Raw genomic sequence first — 20,274 nt, 5'->3', positions numbered from 1 at the left:
CTGACCAAATTGGCCGGGTTGACCGGGCTGACCAGGTTGACCACCAGGCTGACCAGGTTGGCCGGGTTGACCGGGCTGACCAGGTTGACCACCAGGCTGACCAGGTGCAAAGCCAAGCTGCTGCTGGACGTTTTGCGCATTATTACCAAAGACATCGCGCATCGCATCGTTGTTGCGACCGATGTTATTGAGCGCAATGCCAAGACCAGTGTTCAGCGCATTGCCGAGATTCTGGCCCTGCTGGCCAGCCTGATTGACCGCATTGCGGGCCTGATCATCTCGGTTGAGAAGCTGCGCGACTACGATGAGCCCATTGGCGCCGCCAAACGGATTGCCGGGCTGTCCAGGTTGCCCAGGCTGCTGACCGGGCGCGCCAGGCTGGCCGGGCTGACCGGGTTGGCCTGGCTGACCACCAGGCTGACCAGGCTGACCAGGCTGGCCGGGCTGGCCTGGCTGACCAGGCTGGCCGGGCTGGCCGGGCTGACCACCAGGCTGACCAGGCTGGCCGCCTCCGGGAGGCTGTCGAGTGAGGTCGAAGGCGTTGCCGCCAAGTCCAGTATCGCCGCCGGGCAGGTTCAGCACATTACCGGGCGTCACGTTAAAGAGAAGCAAACCAGGCGCCGTTTGCTGTCCGTCAGCAGGCGGCTGGTCGCCCGATCGGAAGGCGGCGACGGAGACACCCGCATTGCCTGAGATAACTGCTAGATTCGCTCCGCCAGCTTGGCCACCGCCGCCTCCACCCGGCTGACTTCCACCACCTGTGCCTTCGCCGGATGAGCCGGCGGACCTCAGGATGAACTGTGTGCGGCCTGTTTTGCCCGGCGTTTGCTGATCGCCGCTGGCGGGCGGCTGGCCCTGACCAGGCGTACCGGGTTGCGATGGCGCTCCGCCGCCTGTGCTCTGGGCAAAGGCTGGAATCGCCGAACCGAACGCGGAGGTAAGGACTACAGCTGCGACGATGAGCTTGAAGAGAAGAGTCGGCTGTCTTTTGCCGGATTGCTGCTTTGCGAATCGCTTGTGCGTCTTCATTGTCACTCCCCTGCTCTATACCTAATCCTGGGTTGCGCTATTGGGTAAGAGTACCTTTGATGGTGTAAATCTCACCTGCAGAGACGATCTCGAATACCGAGGGTGGGAAGATCAGGTCCTCTCGCACATCGCCGCTCACGTCACCGGTGATGACTGCGACGCGGGCGACGCGGGTCATGACGCGATTTCCCTGGCGTGTAAGCTCGAAGTTCTGCACTTCGATCTCCGAATTGGCGAGGAGGACCAGAACGCTGCCGTCTTGAAACTCCACAGCCACCTGGGAGCTCGCTCCGGAGCGGATGCGGTCGCCGATCGCAACGCCGGTGTTGTTAGCTGCGGAGACGAACCCGCCGCTGCTGCCGGCGCGATACTGCGCAGTACCGGACTGGATCTTGATCGTCGCCACCACGGGCTTGGGCGTCGGGGTCGGCGTGGGAGCAGGCGTCGGGGTGGCGGTGGGGGGAACCGGTGTCGGCGCTGGGGTCGGAGTCGGACGAGGTGTGGGGACAGGGGTAGGCTGAACGCGAAGAACCTTGCTGTCAATCTTCAGCGTTTTGCCGGTCGCCTCGTAGCGGAACGTTGACTCGGCCTTTACCGCAGGGTTCAGCGGGGTCCGGTCGTTGTTCATCAACTCCGCAACGACTTTGTTCTCGCCGGGGCCGTAGCCCGTGATCTTGACGCTGGTGTTGGCAGTCTCGGCAAGAGGGGCACCGTTTACCTCTAAGCGTATGTAGCCCTTGCCGGGCTTCACGCCTTTGCCGATGCCCTTAGCGTTGAGCATGAAATTTGAAACTTTGAACTTCAGCTCTGTGACGTTGTCACGGACAAGAGCGCCGTTCGCGGGCTTGTCTATGCGGAGGGTGGGCGTCTTAGCTTGGGCTGAGGCAGAAACGGGAAATAGGAGAGAGGCAACGAGAAGAAAGAGCGACAAGAAGAGGGTTAGTCGTCTCATGAAATCCTCCCCAGAATTTCTGTCCGACTGCTGACACTATGAAGTTGTTCGGAACCTGACCCGCAACAACTATACGTACCCAAGTTGGAGTTTTGCAAGAACCCATTCATTCTTTGTCACACCTTTCGCACACGCTAAGGTTGTACGTACTACGGGCGAGTGATCCTATCGGATTGCGCACTGACGGGCTTTCTTCGCTCCTTCAGTCCATATCTTGTGAAATCAGGTTAGGCCAAGGTCCCCCGCCCTAGGATTTTCTTGGACACGGAATTGGGACATAATGCCACAAACTCAAGGAGATGTCCATGATGGATGGAAAGGGTGAACCGCCCCGGGCCTTGTCCTGCGCCATGACCACAGCAGCCAGTACATGAGCGACCACTTCCAAGACGAGCTCCGCTTCCTGGGGATTGCCTCCAGTCCCGCTTTCGTGCGGGAGCCGGAGGGCAATGGCTGCGTGGAGCGGTTCATCCGCACCCTCAAGGAGCAACTGCTCCGGGTGCGAACCTTTGAGACCGTGGAGGAGCTGCGCCTCGCGCTCCTTGCCTTCAAGGAGCGGTACAACCGGGAGTGGCTCGTCGAGCGCCATCGCTACGCGACGCCAGAGCAAGCACGCCGTCAGTTGCTCGCTTGCCCTGTGGTTGCCGCATGAATACAATCACATCACTGTCCAAGAAATCAGGGGCGGTACAGAAGAGCCGTTTCAGTCTTTCTTGCCGGAGTCCTGGTCCTTACGTCACTTCTGACGGTTGCTCCAGTCACAGCGGCCGGGAACAACGTAACGCTCGACTTCGAGTCGGCGCCGAACCTCGGCTCCGCAGCGACCTGTAATCCCACCGCACTGCCGATGGTCTGCCCAGGCATAGAGATTACCGGCAGTCCCGCAGGCTTTCTGGTCTTCGACCAGATCTTCGGGCCTCTGGCCAACACAGGAGTGGTATTGGGCTATCTTTCGCCGAACTTCGCGGAGCCGGAACAGGGTATCAGCGACAACGAAGTGCTGACTGTCAAGTTTCTGAACAACGCTGCAAGCACCGTTACTGTAGCGCTTACGGTCTTCCCTTCGGCGGCGCCTGGCATAGACAATGCTCCGGCGACGGTGAACCTGGAGGCATTCGACGCCAGTAACGTCTCCGTGGGCACCCAGAGCCTCACCTTCACCGGCGTCACCAACGGCCACTACACGCCCGCTTCGATCACCTTCACCACAGGCTCCATGGTGGTCAAATCAGTCACCATTGCGGCGCCTGTTCATCCGCTGAACGGGGTCTTCATCGAATCTATCACGTACGATACGCCGCTGACGGGCACTGAGAAGACGTTGACGGTCACAAAGGCCGGCACTGGAAACGGTCTGGTGACCAGTACGCCTGTGGGCATCAGCTGCGGTACAGCTTGTTCTGCCCTCTTTGTGAACAACGCCGTGGTCTCCCTGACGGCTGCGCCCGATGCCGATTCGATCTTCACCGGCTGGAGCGGAGTGTGCACTGGCACCGGCGCATGCAACGTGACGATGAGCGCCAACAAATCGGTGACGGCGACGTTTGTTGCCCGCATCTCTACAGTATTCGCCATCGGGCAGTTCGTGGCTTTCAGCCAGGACAACACCTGGATACGCGCCAACACCAAGATCAACTCCGGGAACGTGGGCGCGAACATTGCGGCGACGAAGAAGGGCAAGGCCTCCCGGAGCGACGACGATGACGACGACCAGGATGAGAACCGGAGGAGAAATCCGAGCGCCGATAGGCTCGTCGAGGTGATGATTGGCGAGCATGTGAGCGCAGTGAATCTTTCGACGGTAGTGGTGGGCGATACGGTGCGAATCCGCAACAAGGCCACAGTGGCAAACGCCGTCTACAACGAGCTATACAACAAGAAGGGGACGATCATCGCAGGGAACCAGAGCCCCGTGGACCTTCCGGTCCTGGTCCTGCCGGCCCTGCCGACGATCACGCCCGGCACGCAGAACGTTGAAGTGGCCCGCCGCGGCAGCCAGAGCCTGACTCCCGGCCAGTACGCCAAGTTGACGGTGAACGCCGATGCGACGATCACGCTGGCCCCGGGCGCTTACCACTTCACCTCGATTGACCTGCGCCAGCGGGGCAAGATCCTCGCCAGCGGCGCGGTGCAGATCTACGTCCAGAATGAGATTGACACCGATGCGAACTCCACGATCGGCCCTGCATCGCCGTCGGTGGCGGCGCGGGACATCAAGGTGTACGTCGCCGGAACGGATGATAAAGGCCGCCGCGGAGACGACTCGGAGGTCGGTCCCGTGGTGGTCGAGTTCGGCCAGAGCAGCGCTATCTCCGCCAACGTCTATGCTCCCAACGGCACGATTCATCTGCGCGCTGGGACGGATGGTAAAGGTGCCTTCATCGGCAAGGCCTTCATTGCAGGCGAGCGCACAACGCTGACGCTGGATAGCGGCTTCTAGCCGATAGCAGAAGAGCGGAAACGGCCCGCTGCAGGTCTCTGCGGCGGGCCGTTTCTTTTGCCCTCGCCGCGAATAGGCTATCCTGTACGCCGCGTCTATACGGCGGAGGTGCGGGATGGCCTATGAAAACATCAAGTTCGAGATGGCGGCGGAGCATGTCGCCCTTGTCACGCTGAACCGGCCGAAGAGCCTGAACGCGCTGAACAAGGCGCTGTGGGAGGAGCTGCAAGATGCCGTCAACCGGATCGAAACGGACACGGCAATCCGCGTTTATCTCATCACAGGAGCGCCGCGGGAGGAGGGCAGGCCGTGGTTCAGCGCCGGGGCGGACCTGAAGGCTCGGGCCACGGGCGGGCCCGCGCCGCACTGGCTGGCGAACGGCGTAGTTAACCAGATAGACGATATGCTGAAACCCTCCATCGCCGTCATTGACGGTTTTTGTACTACAGGCGGCATGGAGCTCATCATGGCCTGCGACCTGCGCATCGCGGCAGAGACGGCGAGCTTCAGCGACTGGCATTTGAAGAGCACCGGCGCGGGCATCGGCGGCTGGGGCGCGGCGACGCGGCTTGCGCGGCTGGTGGGGACGGACAAGGCGAAGGAGATGCTGCTGACGGGGTTAACGATAGATGGGAGAGAAGCGGCGCGGATCGGCCTAGTGAACCGGGCTGTGCCATCGGCGAGCCTGATGGCGACGGCGCTGGACACGGCGAAGACGATCGCGGGGATGCGGCCCGACGGCGTGAAGCTCACCCTGGGATTCCTGACGCTGCAATCGGAGATGGATAAGCACCAGGCGCTGCGCTGGGCGGAGATCACGCCGAAGGTCATGGGCATCGAGCGCGCCTTCAAGGATATGACCGAGCGATTCATCGAACGAAACAAGGAGTAGCGAGCGTTATGCCCTCCATATCATCCGCCCCGCCCTTGGGCCGTCGCATCTATGTCTCCGGCTCCATGGCCTACGACCGCATCATGGATTTCCCCGGCAAATTCGCCGACCACATCATGCCGGACAAGATCCACATCCTGAACGTGAGCTTCAACGTGAACGGCCTGGTGGAGCGCATGGGGGGCACGGCAGGCAATATCGCCTATGCCCTTGCGCTCCTGGGGGAGCAGCCCAGGATATTAGCCACCATCGGGCACGACTACCAGCGGTATTTCGCATGGCTCCAGAAGAACGGCATCTCGCGCGAGGGGTTGCGGGTCATCAAGGAGGAGTTCACCGCAGGCGCGTATATCACCACGGATGCGGCGGACAATCAGATCACCGGCTTTAACCCCGGGGCGATGAAGCATCCATGCCGGTATGACATCTCCAAGGCCGACCCTAGGCGGAGTATCGGTATCATCGGCGCGGGGAACCTGGACGACATGATGACCCTGCCGAAGGCGTACAAGGCGAAGGGCATCCCGTACCTCTTCGACCCGGCGCAATCGCTCCCCATCTGGGATGGCAGGGCCTTAGCCGAGGCGCTCACCGGGGCGAAGGTGCTCATCTCGAACGACTATGAGCTTGGGCTCATCATGAAGATGACGAAGCTGACGAAGGAACAGATCGTCCGGCGGGTGGGAGCCGTGGTCACCACGAAGGCGGAGCAGGGCTCCGTGGTGACCACGAAGGACGGCGAGCGGCATGTGGCGGCGGTGAAGCTGGCGAAAAAGCCGGTGGACCCAACCGGCGCGGGCGACGCCTACCGGGGAGGCTTCCTGAAGGGACTGGTTACCGGGAAGAGCTTCGAGGAGTCGGCGAGGCTGGGCTCGGTCATCGCGTCATATGCTGTCGAGGTCTATGGGACGCAGTCGTACAGCTTTACAAAGAGAGACTTTGAAGCGCGGTACAAGAGGACCTTCGGCTAGCCGATAGCCGAGAACTTCCCGCTTGCGTCGCGCCTGACTTCTCGTGTCGCTACCACGGCCTCTCTATCAAGCGGCCCGTAGATGTGCGGGTAAAGCTGGCCATCTTTCGCCTTATCGTATTGGAGCTTGGCAGTCAGCCTGCCGGTGTCCACGACAAGTGCGACGAGCCGTTTCACTTGCCCGTATTTGCGATTCGCCACAGCCAGGCACTGGTCAACCGTCGCCGACCCGTGAAGGAAGCCCTCTTCCATGAGGCTCGGCGCAGTGATGAAGGGCTGCTTGAGGGCCGACTCAGCCTCCTCCGCCGAGCGCAGGAGGTAGATGTGGGAGGGCCTGGCGACATTTTCTCCTTGGTAGGCGCCCTTGTAACCTTCCGCTGCCGCCGTTTCCAAGGTATAGAAGACGAGTTGCATGATTCGGGCGTCCCGAGTGAGGGTGACGCCCGAATCGTTATAGACGACCATGAGGCATTGGGAGCGGCCCGAATAGCCCGCGTCCCAGACGGCAGTGTGGAGTGCCGCGCCGCAGCGCAGCAGGCTCGAGCGCGTCCTGCCGAGGGCGGCGAGGTCGAGCGGGATGTGGACGATCTCATTGAACGTTACCAGGTATGAGCCAGGTTTTAGGTGCGCATTGCCGGCGGCGTCAAAGGCGACGGGCGCGAGCTTTGGGAGCGAGCGGCGGGCGTTGGAGAAGTCTATGAGGCCGGGGCCATCATAGCGCGAGATGTCCCGCAGGGTGAGGTCTACCCCGTTGGGCTGGACCTGGGTGGCGATGTCTATCGCCCCTTCGATCAGCGGTGGCGTTGCCGCGATGCGCGCCAGAAGGCCCTGCTTGGAGAGGAGGCCGGGGGGAGTCATGTCTTGGCCTTCCTCAGGAAGTCGCGGATCTTCGCCACGTCCTTCACGCCGTTCGTCTCCACGCCGGAGGAGACGTCCACGCCCCAGGGATGGACTTGGGCGATGACATCCGCGATGCTATCGGGTGAGAGGCCGCCTGCGAGGAGGAAATCGAACTCCTGCGCCAGGCTCTTGGCGAGGGAGTGATCGAAAGTTTGACCCGTGCCGCCGTACTTCCCCTTAACCTTTGCATCAAGCATGGGAAGGATGGCGCGCTCTGTGAGGAAGGCGAGCTTGCGACGGAGGGTGAGGAGCGCGATGGACTCCGGGGCCGATGTGTCTACGTGGACGACTTTGATGAGCGGAACGGTGTAGCTGTCCAGCTCGCCTTCAGGCTCGTCGCCGCTGAGCTGGGCCATATCGAAGCCCACCTCTTTCGCCATCGCGCTGATTTCCGCAGGCGGACGATTAACGAAGACGCCGACGGTCTTGGGCCTGTCGCCCTCGGCATGCTTGAGCGCCAGTACGATCTCCCGCGCCTGGCCCGCGCTTATCTTGCGGGGGCTTTCGGCGAACATCAGGCCGATGTAATCGGCGCCCGCATCTGCCGCCGCGAGAGCGTACTCGGGCTTGGTGACGCCGCAGATCTTCACCCTAACGGCCGATGGCAAGGAACTCCTTCAGTCTGGCGGCGGGATCGCCTGAGGTCATGAGGGCTTCGCCGATAAGGAAGACGCTGACGCCCCAGCGGCGCATCATGGCGATATCGGCGGCGGTCTTGATACCGCTCTCGGTAACGGCGGTGCAGCCGCGCGGGATGTGCGGGAGAACGGTCTTTGTGGTTTGGAGGTCGGTGGCGAAAGTGTGGAGGTTACGGTTGTTGATGCCGATGATCTTGACCCCGGCGGCGACGGCGCGCTTGGCCTCCTGCTCCGTGTGCACTTCCACAAGGGCGGACATCTTCAGGTCGCCGGTGAGCTTGAGCAGCTCTTTGAGCTTGGCATCTTCCAGGCAGGCGACGATAAGGAGGAGGGCATCGGCCTGGTAGGCGCGCGCCTCGTAGACTTGGTAGGGCTCCAGGATAAAGTCCTTCCGCATGAGGGGAGGGCACTGCTTCTCCAGGGCCTTCTTGATCTCCACCAGGTAGTCCAGCTTGCCCTGGAAGTTCGGCTCCTCCGTGAGGACGGAGATGGCCGATGCGCCGTTCCGGGCGTAGACCCCGGCGATGGCGACGGGGTTGAACTCCTGGGCCATGACACCTTTGGATGGCGAGGCCTTTTTCACTTCGGCGATGATACGCAGCTTTCCCGGGGCGATGGCCTTGGCGAAATCGAGCGGCGGCGGCGCGGCCTTCGCCTGCGCCTTGATCTGCTCCAGCGGGACGCGCTTCACCTGGGCGGCCAGGTCTTTTCTTCTCTGCTCGACAATCTTATCGAGGTAGGTAGCCATGAAGTCTCTCTGCGAAGGTGGGCATGCTCTATGAGGGGAGAGCCTTTGAAAAGGCGATCCACTCATCAAGCTTCCTCGCCGCTCCGCCGCTATCAATAACGGTGGCCGCCGCGGCGACGCCGGCCTTGATGCTTGCCGCTTTGCCGCCGACATAGAGGGCGGCTCCGGCGTTGGCGAGGAGTGCATCGCGCTTGGGGCCTTTTTCTCCCTTGAAGAGCGAGCGGATGATGTGGGCGTTCTGTTCCTTATCGCCGCCTGCGAGATCGGCCTTCGCGGCCTTCGCAAGGCCAAGCTCTTTGGGGGTGACCGAGGTGAAGGTTACTTGGCCGCCGCGTACTTCGTGGATGGTCGTGGCGCCGCTCAACGTAATCTCGTCGAGGCCGTCTTCGCCGTGGACGACAAGGGCATGTTCGACGCCGAGGCCGGGGAGGGCGTTGGCCATCTTCGGCGCAAGATCAGGATGGGCGACACCGACGACCTGGCGCGTGGCCCTGGCTGGGTTGGCGAGGGGGCCGAGGATGTTGAAGACGGTCCTTATGCCGATCTCGGCGCGGGTTGGGCCTGCATATTTCATCGAAGGGTGGAAGGCCTGGGCGAAGAGGAAGGCGATGCCTATCCTTTCGATGGACTGCTTGGCCTGTTCCGGCGTGACGCGGATGCGGACGCCGAGGGCTTCAAGGACATCGGCGCTGCCGCACTTGCTCGTGGCGGAGCGATTGCCGTGCTTGGCGACGCGTATCCCGGCGGCGGCCGCGATGATGGCGGCGGCTGTGGAGATGTTGAAGGTCCCGCTGGCATCGCCGCCGGTGCCGCAGGTGTCCAGGAGCGGGCCGGAGACGTCCACGCGCAAGGACTTCTCGCGCATGACGCGCACAAGGCCGAGGATCTCATGTGTAGTCTCGCCCTTGACCCTGAGGGCCACGAGGAAGGCGGCGAGCTGGGCGGGCGTCGCCGCGCCGGTCATGATTTCGGTCATGACCTGGCCGGCTTCGGCCTCCGTGAGGTCAAGGTCGTCAACCAGTTTCCCGATGGCCTCCTTGATCATGCCGATGCCGCCTTTGCCTTGGGCCTTTCGGCCTGGGCCGAAACCTTTACCGTCTGGGGTCGCGGCGCGCCTTTGCCCATCGCCAGGAAATTGCGCAGGAGGTCTTTGCCGACTGTAGTGAGGATGGATTCAGGGTGAAACTGGACGCCTTCGATGAGAAGCCCTTTGTGTCGGACGCCCATGATGACGCCGCTATCGCTCTTTGCGGTGACCTCAAGGCAATCGGGGACGGTCTCAGGCTGGATGGCAAGGGAGTGGTAGCGGATGGCTTCGAAGGGGTTCGGCAAGCCCTTGAAAAGGCCCTTGCCATCGTGCATGACCTGGGAGGTCTTGCCGTGGACGATTTCGCCCGCGCCCGCCACCGTCGCGCCGTAGACCTCGCCGATGCACTGGTGGCCGAGGCAGACGCCAAGGATGGGGACGCGCCCGGCGAAGGTGCGGATGGCCGCGTTGGAGACGCCGGCATCCTTGGGCGCGCCGGGGCCTGGTGAGATGACGATGTGGTCGGGCTTCAGCCGTTCGATCTGCGCGATGGTGATCTTATCGTTGCGCGCTACGCGGACTTCTTCGCCAAGCTCGCAGAGATACTGGTAGAGGTTGTAGGTGAAGCTATCGTAGTTGTCTATGAGGAGGATCATGGCTTACTCCTTGGCCACGCCTGCGGGATCGCCGCCATCCAGAAAGATGGTGTGACCCGAGACGTAGCCGCCTTCGTTCGAGGCGAGGAAGGCGATGAGGTTGCCGACATCTTCCGGGGTGCAGACTCGCCCGAAGGGGAACTTCTGGTTCAGCTTGCCCATCTCGTCGCCGAGGGTATATTTCACCAGGCGGCGGCCCATCTCTGTGTCCACAACGCCTGCCGCGATGGTGTTGACGCGAACGTTGTTCTTCAGCTCTTCCATGGCCATCACCTTGGCCATGACTTCCAGCCCCGCCTTGGCCGTGGCGTAGGGCCCGTGGCCCGCCGGGGCCATGTGGGGGCTCATGGAGGAGATGAAGTAGATATCGCTCCGGGGGTTCTTGCGTAAGTGCGGCAAGGCTGCCTTGCAGGCGTAGAAGGCGCCCATGATGTGAGTGTCCAGGAGGCGTTTCATCTCGGACGCGTCGGTGTCGGCCAGGCTGCTGCCGCGGGAGGCGATGCCGGCGTTGTTGACGAGGATATCCAGCTTGCCGAAGGCCGCCACCGTCGCACCGACGAGGCTTTCGACGGCGGCCTGCTCCGTGACATCGGCCTTGACGGCGATGGCCTGGCGACCAAGGCCCTGGACGGCTTTAACCACCTCGTTCGCCGCCGCCTCTTCCTTGCGATAACTGATAGCGATGCTCGCGCCGCCGTGCGCCAGGGCGAGGGCGATGCCTCGCCCGATGCCGCGCGAGCCGCCTGTGACGAGCGCCGTTCTTCCTGCGAGCTTCATCGCGCCACCGCCTTCCTTGCGCCTCTGCCGCTATCCGAGACGACTTGCTCCAGGGCCTCCGCTTCGTCTATCGCGCGAAGCTGGGCCGCCGCCTTATGCAGCGTCTCCTGGTATTCGGCCTTGGGGTCGCTATCGTACACAATGCCGCCGCCGGCCTGCACATAGGCGGTGCCATTCTTGACCACCATGGCGCGCAGGCCGATGCAGGTGTCCATGTTGCCCGAGAAATCGAAGTAGCCGACGGCGCCGCCGTACATGCCGCGCTTGCTGGGCTCAAGATCGGCGATGATCTCCATGGCGCGGATCTTGGGCGCGCCGGAGAGCGTCCCGGCCGGGAAGCAGGCGCGTAGGGCATCGTAGGAGGTCATGCCGTCCTTCAATGTGCCGCTGACGCGGGAGACGATGTGCATAACGTGGGAGAAGCGCTCGATATCCATGAGCTGGTCAACGACGACGGTGCCGGGCTTGCTGACGCGGCCGATATCGTTCCGCCCTAGGTCTACCAGCATGATGTGCTCGGCGCGCTCTTTCTTGTCGGCGAGGAGCTCTTCAGCGAGGGCCTTGTCCTCGGCCTCATCCTTGCCGCGCCTCCGGGTCCCGGCGATGGGGTTGGTGGCGACGGCACGGCCTTCGACGCGCACGAGCATCTCCGGCGATGCGCCGACGAGGTGGAAGTCATCGAGGTCGAGGTAGAACATGTAGGGCGATGGGTTCACGTTGCGCAGGGCCCGGTAGATATCGAAAGGGTGCGCCTTGGTCTTGCGCGCCAGCCGCTGGGAAAGGACGACCTGGATGATATCTCCCGCGACGATGTGCTCCTTGCCGCGCTTGACTGTCCTGGCGTGTTGCGCCTCCGTCATGTTGGAGGTGACTTTGCCGGGCGGAAGGGGCTTCGCCGCGCGCGTGAGCCGTTCCACAGGCTTGTCCAGCTTCTGGACGACTGCTTCGATGCGGGCGACGGCCTCTTTGTAGGCCTTGTTCACGTCGCCGTTGATGTGGACGTGCCCCACGATCTTCATCTTGTGCTTCACGTGGTCGAAGACGATGAGGGTGTCCGCCAGCATGAAGACGGACTCGGGCAGGCCCAGGGCGTCGGCAGCAGGTGATGGCAGCTTTTCGAAGTAGCCGACGCTTTCATAGGCAAGGTAGCCTACCATGCCGCCGTGGAAGCGCGGCAGGCCGTCGACGGTAACAGGCTTGTACCTGGCAAGCTCCCTTTCAATGGTGATGAGCGGGTCGAGCTTGCCATAGGTGAAGACCTTGCCTTGCCGAGCAGGTTTTGCGGCAGAGGAGCCTTTCACCCCGGTGCGGATCACCTTTTGGGCATTCGCGCCGATGAAGCTGTAGCGGGCCACGCGCTCGCCGCCTTCGACGCTCTCCAGGAGGAAGGAATAGGGGCCATCGGCGACTTTGAGGTAGGCGGAGACGGGCGTTTCGAGGTCGGCCAGGACCTCGCGGTAGATGGGAACCAGGTTGCCCCGGCGCGCCATCTTTTTCACTTGTTCGAGACTCGGGTAGTACATCAGCGTTCCTTTGTTTGTGTTGAGCTTGCGGGGTGCAGGATGGGTTAGCGCCGCCATGAGCGTCGCCATCTCAACGCATGGAGCGCCCTATCTGAGGGAGGGGCGGTTCCGAGGAGCGCTGTTCTTGTGCCGTGCATCGCTTAACTCGCGTACGTGCTGATGCGCATCGCGTCGCGCACTTCTTGCATCGTCTGCTCTGCGATCTTTTTTGCCCGCCGTGTCCCGTCCATCAGAGCGCCGCGGACATCGTCCATGTGGCTCTTGTAGTATTCGCGGCGCTCGCGGATGGGCCCCAGGAAGTCGTTCAGGGCCTTGGCGAGCTTCTTCTTCACCTCAACATCGCCCACCTTGCCCAGGACGTAGCGGTCTTTGAGGTCCTTCACTTCCTCGAGATTCTTGTTGAAGGCATCGTGGTACATAAAGATGGGGTTGCCTTCCACGTGGCCCGGGTCCGTGGCGCGAAGGCGCGTCGGATCGGTGTACATGGACATGACGCGCTTGGTGACCGAGGCCTCATCGTCGCCCAGGTAGATGCAGTTGCCCAGGCTTTTGCTCATCTTGGCCTGGCCGTCGGTGCCCACGAGCCGGCCGACGCGGCCGACCATAGCCTGCGGCTCGGGGAAGACATTCCCGTAGGTGCGGTTGAACTTGGCGGCGATGTCCCGTGTCATTTCGATATGCGGCAGCTGGTCTTCTCCCACCGGCACAAGGTGCGCCTTGGGCAGTAGGATGTCCGCGATCTGGCTCACTGGGTAATTGAAGAAGCCGACGGTCAGATCCGTCTCCCGCAGCTTCTCCATCTCCGATTTCAGCGTCGGGTTGCGCTGGAGGCGTCCCAGAGGCGTGATGAAGCTGAGGAGCATCGTCAATTCGGCATGCTCGGGGACGTAGCTCTGGATGACGAAGGCGTTCCTGTTCGGGTCAAGCCCGATGGCGAGCCAGTCCAGCGTCACCTCGATGACCGATTGGCGTATGCGGTCTATCTCGTCAATGTGGTCCGAGAGGGCCTGGTAATCGGCGATGAGGAAGAAGCAGTCGTACTGCTCTTGGAGGCGCAGCCAGTTCTCCAGCGCGCCCACATAGTGCCCGAGGTGCAGTGGCCCCGTTGGGCGGACTCCCGTCAGTATCCGTTTCTTTGTCGTCATACGTACTGCCTTTCCGGAAAGAAAAGACCCGTCCCGGTAAGGGACGGGTCTGAAAGGCCCGTGGTGCCACCCTTGTTCATCTGCTCTAGGCGTCCCGCTTCTGCATCCGGGCCGCCGCCGCAGACCTCTTGAGGCACGCCCTAGATTGGGGGAGATGCCCTGGGCTGCGGTTACGGGGCCCTTCCGGCGACTCCTACAGCCTCGCGGCTTCGGGTCGCAGCTCCCGAGTCCATTCACCTTCCTGTGCGGCGCCGGTTCTCAGCTACTCCGGCTCTCTGTGGCCTCTTCGGAAGGGTACTCGTCTCGTTCGTCGCTTGTGCTATGAACTTGTATGGCAAATGTAGCAGAGGGCAAGAGAGGAAGTCAAATGCCCTGGGCGCAACAGGAGGGCAGGCTCCCCAGGGCTACGCTCCGCTGGGTGCAGGCTCCTTGGCCTTGCCGGCAAGGCGCTGGGCCAGCTCGGCGATGGTGGTGCGGTCGAGGATCTGCTGGACGGCCTCGTCCACCTCGCGCCAGATGTCCCGCTGGGCGCACTGGTTGGACTGGAAGCAGGCGGCGGGGTCGTCGAGGCAGCCGACGAGGGTCTCCCATCCGCCCATGACGTTCATCACCTTGGCGAGGGTGATCTCTTTCGGGTCCATAGCCAGGCTATGGCCGCCCTGGGGGCCGCGCTGGCTCTTGATGAAGTTCTCCTTGCTCATGGTGTGGAGCAACCGGTCGAGGAAGGCCTCCGGGATCTGCTGGCGGCGGGCGATGTCCGAGGCCCGCACGGAGCCTTCATCGGTATGCTGGGCCAGGTCCACGAGGGCCCGCACCACATAGTCAACTTTCACCGGTATGTGCATCGTCGCCCTCCCAACTTACTCTGTCGAGGCCTTCCCGTCTTTCCCTTCGATGGCGTTGTGGAGCGTATGCCACGAAAGGGTCGCGCACTTCACCCGCGCGGGAAAATCAGCGACGCCCGCCAGCACTTCCAGGTCGCCGAGGCCGTCGGCCTCGTAGTCTTCGCCGTGGGCGCGGGTGATCATCTTGTGAAAGGTCTGGTAGAGGCGCTCCGCCTCTACCTTGGACTTGCCCTTAACCGCCTGGGTCATCATGGAAGCGGAGGCGCGGGAGATGGCGCAGCCGGTTCCTTGGAATCCCACGTCCTCGACGGTGCCGTTCTTCAGCTTGAGATAGAGGGTGATGCGGTCGCCGCAAAGGGGGTTGTAGCCCTCCGTCGTCCGGTCGGCGCCTTCGATCTTCTTGAAATTGCGAGGCTTGCTGTTGTGGTCCAGCACCACCTCTTGGTAGAGCTCTTTGAGTTCCGTCACGAGCGAAGCACCTCGCGAGCCTTCAGGATGCCGCGCGCCAGGGCGTCCACTTCCTCCCTGGTGTTGTAAAAAGCGAAGGAGGCGCGTGCCGTGGCTGGGATGCCGTAGCGGTCCATGACCGGCTGGGTGCAATGGTGCCCGGTGCGGATGGCGATGCCTTCGCTGTCCAAGATGGTTCCGATATCGTGGGGGTGCGCGCCATCCATCACAAAGGCGATGAGGCTGGCTTTTTCCTTGGCCCTGCCGATGATGCGCAGGCCCTTTATCTCCGAAAGCCGCCCGGTGCTGTAAGCCAGCAGGTCGTGCTCGTGGGCGAGGGCCGCCTGGCGGTCCATGCCGTTCAGGTAGGCGATGGCGGCGCCGAGGCCGATGACGCCTTCGATGTGCGGCGTGCCCGCCTCGAACTTGTAGGGCAGGTCGTTGTAGGTGGTCTTTTCGAAGGTCACGGAGCGGATCATGTCGCCGCCGCCCTGGTAAGGTGGCATGGCCTCCAAGTGCCTCTCCTTGCCGTAGACGACGCCGATGCCCGTGGGGCCGAAGACTTTGTGTCCCGAGAAGACGAAGAAATCGGCATCTAGCTTGCGCACATCAATAGGCATGTGCGGGACCGACTGCGCGCCGTCCACAAGCACCGGGACGCCCTGGGAATGGGCCAGGGCGATGACCTTTTCGACGGGGTTAATCGTCCCCAGGGAGTTGGAGATGTGGACGATGGAGACGAGCTTGGTGCGCTTGCTTAGCATGCGCTCGAACTCGTCCATGCGAAGTTCGCCCTCATTCGTGATGGGGATGACGCGCAGCTTCGCGCCCTTCTCCCGGCAGAGCATCTGCCAGGGCACGATGTTGGAGTGGTGCTCCATGCCCGTGATGATGATTTCATCGCCCTGGCCGATAGTGGCGCGCCCGTAGGTGCTTGCGACGAGGTTGATGCCCTCGGTCGCGCCGCGCACGAAGATGATCTCCTTATCGCTTGCGGCGTTGAGGAACCTGCGGACGGCCGTGCGCGCCCCTTCGTACTCCTCGGTCGCCTGTTGGCTCAGGGCGTGGACGCCCCGGTGGATGTTGGCGTTCTCCGTCTCGTAGTAGCGCACCAGGGTGTCAATGACCGATTGGGGCTTCTGGCTGGTGGCGGCGTTGTCCAGGTAGACCAGGGGCTTGCCGTGAACGGTCTGCTTGAGGATGGGGAAATCGGCGCGGCTCTTCGCGAGATCGAAGGCGCGGCTCTTCGGCGGTGCGGCGATTGGCGACGGGCGTGCGGCGGACATCTACGCGGCTCCCTTGCCGCCGGACAGCGGCAGCGACTTCGTGAAGAGGCGGTCCAGGAAGGCGCGCAATTTTGCGGTTTGCACGCTGGTGATGATTTCCGAGGCGAAGCCGTGGACCAAGAGCATCCGGGCGGAGGCGGCGGCTATGCCGCGGCTGTTCAGATAAAAGAGCGCCGTCGCGTCCAGCTGGCCTGCCGTTGCGCCGTGGGTCGCCTTCACGTCGTCGGCGAAAATCTCCATGCTGGGCTTGGTGTCCACTTCGGCGCCGCGGGAGAGCAAGAGGTTCTTGTTCACCAGGCGCGCGTCTGCCTTCTGCGATCCGGCGGGGATGAGGACGCGCCCGGCGAAGATGCTCCTGGACGTGCCATCCAGGACGCCCCGATGCTGCTGGCGGCTGGTCGTCTGCGGTGCCGCGTGCGCGACGTCCGTGTTGACGTCCAAGTGCTGGCTGCCCGTAGTAACGTACAGCCCGTTGATGGTGGCGCTTGCCCCTGGAGCTTGGAGCGAGACGCGGGTGTTGCTGCGCGCCAGGGCGGAGCCCAGGGAGACGGCTGTGGAGGTGAAGGAGCTATCGCGCCCGGCGCGGACGGCGGCGGTGCCGACGTGGAAGGCCTCCGCCCCTTCTATCAAGAGCAGCGACCGTTCGACCTGCGCGCCATCGCCGATAACATACTCGGTCACGGCATTCGTGAAGGCGCGACCGTGACCGAGCCCGAGGTAGCTTTCGATGACGGCGAGCTTGGCGTTCTTCCCTGCGACGACGAGCGTCCTGGGGCGCGAAAGGAAGGCCTGCGCGCTCTGGGTGGTCACGTAGATGAGGTGCACTGGCTCTCGGGCTGCTACGCCGTCGGCGATCTTGACGAACGCGCCCTCTTGAAGGAAGGCCGTATTGAGGGCGGCGAAGGCCTCTGACTCAAAGGAGGCCTGACTCGCCAGGTGCTCCATCACTGCGCCGTCGCTCCGGGCCGCATCGGCCAGGTTCTGCACCGTCAGTTCGCCGCCGTGCGTGTGCGGCGCGGAGAGCGAGGGGGCGTAGCGGCCGTTCACAAAGACGAGCCTAGGCCAGGCATCGTCCCAGGGCACAGCGCGCTTCAGCTTGGCGGGGCTTGCTTCGGGAACCGCGCCGTTGAGCGCGATGGCGAAGCGCGCATCGGCGATCGGGGCGATGCTGGTGTATTTCCAGGCTTCGTTGCCGCGGCGCGCGGTGGGAAAGCCCAGGTCGGCAAAGCGATCGTAAGCCTTGCGGCGCAGGTCGTGCAGCCAGGCTGGGTCGCTCCGCGTCCTCTCTTCGAGGGCAGCGAAGTCGGCCTGGTAGCGCCTCTCCTTGGTGAGCAGTTGCGTCATCGGAGAAAAGTTACGCCGGGGCGGCGGCCTTCTTGAACTCTTCGTAGCCCTTGGCCTCTAGCTCCAGGGCCAGCTCTCGCCCGCCCGATTTCACGATGCGCCCATCTATCAGCACGTGCACGGAATCGGGAGTGATATAGTTGAGGAGGCGCTGGTAGTGGGTGACGAGAATGATGGCGTTTTCCGGCTTCCGTAGTTGGTTCACGCCGTTGGCCACGATCTTCAGCGAGTCTATGTCCAGCCCGGAATCGGGCTCGTCCAAGAGCGTCAGCAGAGGCTCCAGCATCGCCATCTGCAGGACCTCGTTGCGCTTCTTTTCGCCGCCGGAGAAGCCTTCGTTCACGGAGCGATTGATCATCGCCTGATGCATCTCGACGAGTTTGGACTTCTCCTTCAGCAGCTGGTTGAAGGCCTTGAACTCGATCTCCGGCTGACCTTTGTATGTGCGGATGGCGTTGATCGCCGTCCGCAGGAACTGCGCCGTCTTCACCCCTGGAAGCTCCACGGGGTACTGGAAGCCGAGGAAGATGCCTTCCTTGGCTCGGACGTCGGCGCTCATCTGCAGAAGGTCCTTGCCCTTGTAGAGCGCCTGGCCTCCGGTGACGGTGAAGGCCGGGTTCCCGGCCATGATGTGGGTGAAGGTGCTTTTTCCGGAGCCGTTGGGGCCCATGATGGCGTGGACCTCCCCGGCGCGGACGGTGAGGGAGAAGCCTTTGAGGATCTCCTTCCCGGCGATGGTGGCGCGGAGGTCCCGGACTTCCAGGATCGGCGTGGTTGTGGACATGGGTTAGCCTACCGCCCCTTCCAGGCTCACCTTGAGCAGCTGCGTCGCCTCCACGGCGAACTCCAGGGGCAATTCCTTGAAGATTTCACGGCAGAAGCCGTTGATGATCATGAACTTGGCATCCTCGGCGGCGATCCCGCGCTGCATCACGTAGAAGAGTTGGTCGTCGCTGATCTTGGAGGTGGATGCTTCGTGCTCAACCTGCGCCGTCGGGTTGCGCACCTCGATATAGGGCACGGTGTGCGCGCCGCACTTCTCGCCGATAAGGAGGGAATCGCACTGGGTGTAGTTGCGGGCGTTCTCCGCGCCGGGCATCACGCGCACCAGGCCGCGATAGGTCTGGTTGCCGCGCCCGGCGGAGATGCCCTTGGAGACGATGGTGCTGCGCGTGTTCTTCCCGATGTGGATCATCTTGGTGCCGGTATCGGCCTGCTGGCGGTTGTTCACCAGCGCCACGGAGTAGAACTCGCCGACGGCGTTGTCTCCCTGGAGGATGACGCTGGGGTATTTCCACGTGATGGCGGACCCCGTCTCCACCTGGGTCCAGGAGATCTTGGCGTTCGCCATCGCCTTGCCGCGCTTGGTGACAAAGTTATAGACGCCGCCGTTGCCTTCCACATCTCCCGGATACCAGTTCTGGAGCGTCGAGTATTTGATCTCGGCCTTGTCCAAAGCCACCAGCTCCACGACTGCGGCATGAAGCTGGTGCTTCTTGCGCGTTGGCGCCGTGCAGCCCTCCAGGTAGCTCACGTAGGCGCCTTCTTCGGCGACGATGAGGGTCCGCTCGAACTGGCCGGTATCGGCCTGGTTGATGCGGAAATAAGTCATCAGCTCAACGGGACAGCGCACGCCCTTGGGGATGTAGGCGAAGGAGCCGTCGCTGAAGACGGCGGAGTTGAGCGCGGCGAAGAAGTTGTCTGAGTAGGGCACCACTGAGCCCATGTACTTTTTCACCAGGTCGGGGTGCTTCTGGACCGCCTCGCTAAAGGAACAAAAGATGATGCCGTGCTTTTCGAGCGTCTCTTTATACGTTGTGGCGACCGAGACGCTGTCGAAGACGGCGTCCACCGCGATGCCGGCTAGGCGCTTCTGCTCTTCCAGCGGTATGCCGAGCTTGTTGAAAGCCTCCAGGACCTCGGGGTTGACCTCTTCCAAGCTCTTGGGGCCGTCTCCCGGCTTCTTGGGCGCGGCGTAATAGACCATATCCTGATAGTCAATGTGGTTATAGCGAACGTTCGCCCACTCCGGCTCTTCATGCTTCAGGGTGAGCCAGTGGCGGAAGGCCCTGAGCCGCCACTCAAGCATCCACTCCGGCTCCTGCTTCTTATGCGAGATGAAGCGGACAATCTCTTCGTTGAGGCCCTTGGGCGCGACGTCAGCTTCGACATCGGTCGAAAAGCCCCACTTATAGTCCTTGTTCAGGAACTCTTTCGGCGTGGTAGTCATGGGCGGATTACTTCTGTTGGGTGATGTTGACTAACCTGGTCAACTACGCGGCTAGTGTAGCAAGGTGCTAAAGGGATTGTCAACCGATATGGTCAACAAAGAATGGGGGTTAACACGCTCGGACTTGAATCAGGCCTGTGTAAGAGTCAAGGGTACAGTGCATCAGGAATAGGCCATTTGCATCAGGACGCGCAGCCGCCCTTTGTACCGCCCCTGATTTCTTGGACAGTGATGTGATTGTATTCATGCGGCAACCACAGGGCAAGCGAGCAACTGACGGCGTGCTTGCTCTGGCGTCGCGTAGCGATGGCGCTCGACGAGCCACTCCCGGTTGTACCGCTCCTTGAAGGCAAGGAGCGCGAGGCGCAGCTCCTCCACGGTCTCAAAGGTTCGCACCCGGAGCAGTTGCTCCTTGAGGGTGCGGA

General features: G+C 62.6%; 18 protein-coding genes and 4 pseudogenes. 4 read left to right on the top strand and 18 right to left on the bottom strand.

The window, feature by feature from the left end:
- Positions 1-309 precede the first annotated feature (309 nt).
- Together FJ039_10660 and FJ039_10655 are read right to left on the bottom strand one after the other, a co-directional pair.
- Positions 310-507 (bottom strand): annotated as a pseudogene (locus FJ039_10660) (glycosyl hydrolase family 5).
- Positions 508-1,066: 559 nt separating this feature from the next.
- A complete protein-coding gene (locus tag FJ039_10655; GenBank protein MBM4406615.1) occupies positions 1,067-1,981 on the bottom strand; it encodes a FecR domain-containing protein in 915 nt (304 codons plus the stop codon).
- 325 nt (positions 1,982-2,306) lie between these two features.
- Between FJ039_10655 and FJ039_10650 the strand changes: the two are divergent.
- Positions 2,307-2,633, top strand: a pseudogene (locus FJ039_10650) (transposase).
- Between the two features lie 668 nt (positions 2,634-3,301).
- Here the strand turns inward: FJ039_10650 and FJ039_10645 are convergent.
- Positions 3,302-3,538 (bottom strand): annotated as a pseudogene (locus tag FJ039_10645) (hypothetical protein).
- A gap of 28 nt (positions 3,539-3,566) precedes the next feature.
- Between FJ039_10645 and FJ039_10640 the strand changes: the two are divergent.
- The 3 genes from FJ039_10640 (at position 3,567) to FJ039_10630 (ending at position 6,284) form a co-directional block, all read left to right on the top strand.
- On the top strand, positions 3,567-4,421 hold the full coding sequence (locus tag FJ039_10640) for a hypothetical protein (protein ID MBM4406614.1): 855 nt from the start codon (positions 3,567-3,569) through the stop codon (positions 4,419-4,421).
- A gap of 115 nt (positions 4,422-4,536) precedes the next feature.
- Positions 4,537-5,313 carry an enoyl-CoA hydratase/isomerase family protein gene (locus FJ039_10635; protein MBM4406613.1) on the top strand — a complete coding sequence of 259 codons (777 nt, stop codon included), beginning with the start codon at positions 4,537-4,539 and terminating at the stop codon, positions 5,311-5,313.
- An 8-nt stretch (positions 5,314-5,321) separates the two neighbouring features.
- Positions 5,322-6,284: a carbohydrate kinase family protein gene (locus FJ039_10630; GenBank protein MBM4406612.1), complete on the top strand. Its 963-nt coding sequence runs from the start codon at positions 5,322-5,324 to the stop codon at positions 6,282-6,284.
- Between the two features lie 338 nt (positions 6,285-6,622).
- On the opposite strand, the pseudogene FJ039_10625 reads toward FJ039_10630, so the two are convergent.
- From FJ039_10625 to FJ039_10555, 15 genes and pseudogenes are all read right to left on the bottom strand, one after another.
- A pseudogene (locus tag FJ039_10625) lies at positions 6,623-7,141 on the bottom strand (deoxyuridine 5'-triphosphate nucleotidohydrolase).
- The gene (locus FJ039_10620) at positions 7,138-7,791 is read right to left on the bottom strand and encodes a phosphoribosylanthranilate isomerase (protein MBM4406611.1); all 654 of its coding nucleotides are present in this window, start codon (positions 7,789-7,791) and stop codon (positions 7,138-7,140) included. Before FJ039_10620 ends, FJ039_10625 begins: the two are co-directional and overlap by 4 nt.
- Positions 7,775-8,569 (bottom strand): indole-3-glycerol phosphate synthase TrpC, encoded by a 795-nt coding sequence (gene trpC / locus FJ039_10615; protein ID MBM4406610.1) that lies wholly within the window; start codon positions 8,567-8,569, stop codon positions 7,775-7,777. The genes FJ039_10620 and trpC overlap by 17 nt, the downstream gene beginning before the upstream one ends.
- Before the next feature lie 28 nt (positions 8,570-8,597).
- The gene (gene trpD, locus FJ039_10610) at positions 8,598-9,614 is read right to left on the bottom strand and encodes an anthranilate phosphoribosyltransferase (GenBank protein MBM4406609.1); all 1,017 of its coding nucleotides are present in this window, start codon (positions 9,612-9,614) and stop codon (positions 8,598-8,600) included.
- Entirely contained in the window at positions 9,611-10,252 is a 642-nt protein-coding gene (locus tag FJ039_10605) for an aminodeoxychorismate/anthranilate synthase component II (protein ID MBM4406608.1), read from the bottom strand. The genes trpD and FJ039_10605 overlap by 4 nt, the downstream gene beginning before the upstream one ends.
- Before the next feature lie 3 nt (positions 10,253-10,255).
- Positions 10,256-11,029, bottom strand: a complete 774-nt coding sequence (locus FJ039_10600; GenBank protein ID MBM4406607.1) for an SDR family oxidoreductase — start codon at positions 11,027-11,029, stop codon at positions 10,256-10,258.
- The gene (gene trpE / locus FJ039_10595; GenBank protein MBM4406606.1) at positions 11,026-12,552 is read right to left on the bottom strand and encodes an anthranilate synthase component I; all 1,527 of its coding nucleotides are present in this window, start codon (positions 12,550-12,552) and stop codon (positions 11,026-11,028) included. Before trpE ends, FJ039_10600 begins: the two co-directional genes overlap by 4 nt.
- A gap of 140 nt (positions 12,553-12,692) precedes the next feature.
- Positions 12,693-13,697 (bottom strand): tryptophan--tRNA ligase, encoded by a 1,005-nt coding sequence (trpS, locus tag FJ039_10590; GenBank protein ID MBM4406605.1) that lies wholly within the window; start codon positions 13,695-13,697, stop codon positions 12,693-12,695.
- A 404-nt stretch (positions 13,698-14,101) separates the two neighbouring features.
- Positions 14,102-14,542, bottom strand: a complete 441-nt coding sequence (locus FJ039_10585; protein MBM4406604.1) for an Rrf2 family transcriptional regulator — start codon at positions 14,540-14,542, stop codon at positions 14,102-14,104.
- A gap of 15 nt (positions 14,543-14,557) precedes the next feature.
- A complete protein-coding gene (locus FJ039_10580; protein MBM4406603.1) occupies positions 14,558-15,010 on the bottom strand; it encodes an SUF system NifU family Fe-S cluster assembly protein in 453 nt (150 codons plus the stop codon).
- A complete protein-coding gene (locus FJ039_10575) occupies positions 15,007-16,275 on the bottom strand; it encodes a cysteine desulfurase (protein ID MBM4406602.1) in 1,269 nt (422 codons plus the stop codon). Before FJ039_10575 ends, FJ039_10580 begins: the two co-directional genes overlap by 4 nt.
- Positions 16,276-17,619, bottom strand: a complete 1,344-nt coding sequence (gene sufD / locus FJ039_10570; GenBank protein MBM4406601.1) for a Fe-S cluster assembly protein SufD — start codon at positions 17,617-17,619, stop codon at positions 16,276-16,278.
- A 10-nt stretch (positions 17,620-17,629) separates the two neighbouring features.
- Positions 17,630-18,385: a Fe-S cluster assembly ATPase SufC gene (gene sufC, locus FJ039_10565; GenBank protein ID MBM4406600.1), complete on the bottom strand. Its 756-nt coding sequence runs from the start codon at positions 18,383-18,385 to the stop codon at positions 17,630-17,632.
- A gap of 21 nt (positions 18,386-18,406) precedes the next feature.
- Positions 18,407-19,849: a Fe-S cluster assembly protein SufB gene (gene sufB, locus FJ039_10560; protein MBM4406599.1), complete on the bottom strand. Its 1,443-nt coding sequence runs from the start codon at positions 19,847-19,849 to the stop codon at positions 18,407-18,409.
- Positions 19,850-20,092: 243 nt separating this feature from the next.
- On the bottom strand, positions 20,093-20,274 hold a 182-nt coding region (locus FJ039_10555; GenBank protein ID MBM4406598.1), incomplete at its 5' end, for an IS3 family transposase.

The sequence above is a fragment of the Chloroflexota bacterium genome (assembly GCA_016875535.1).
In the GTDB taxonomy this organism is placed as follows: Bacteria; Chloroflexota; Dehalococcoidia; order SHYB01; family SHYB01; genus VGPF01.
This window is presented reverse-complemented; position numbering and strand designations above follow the sequence as displayed.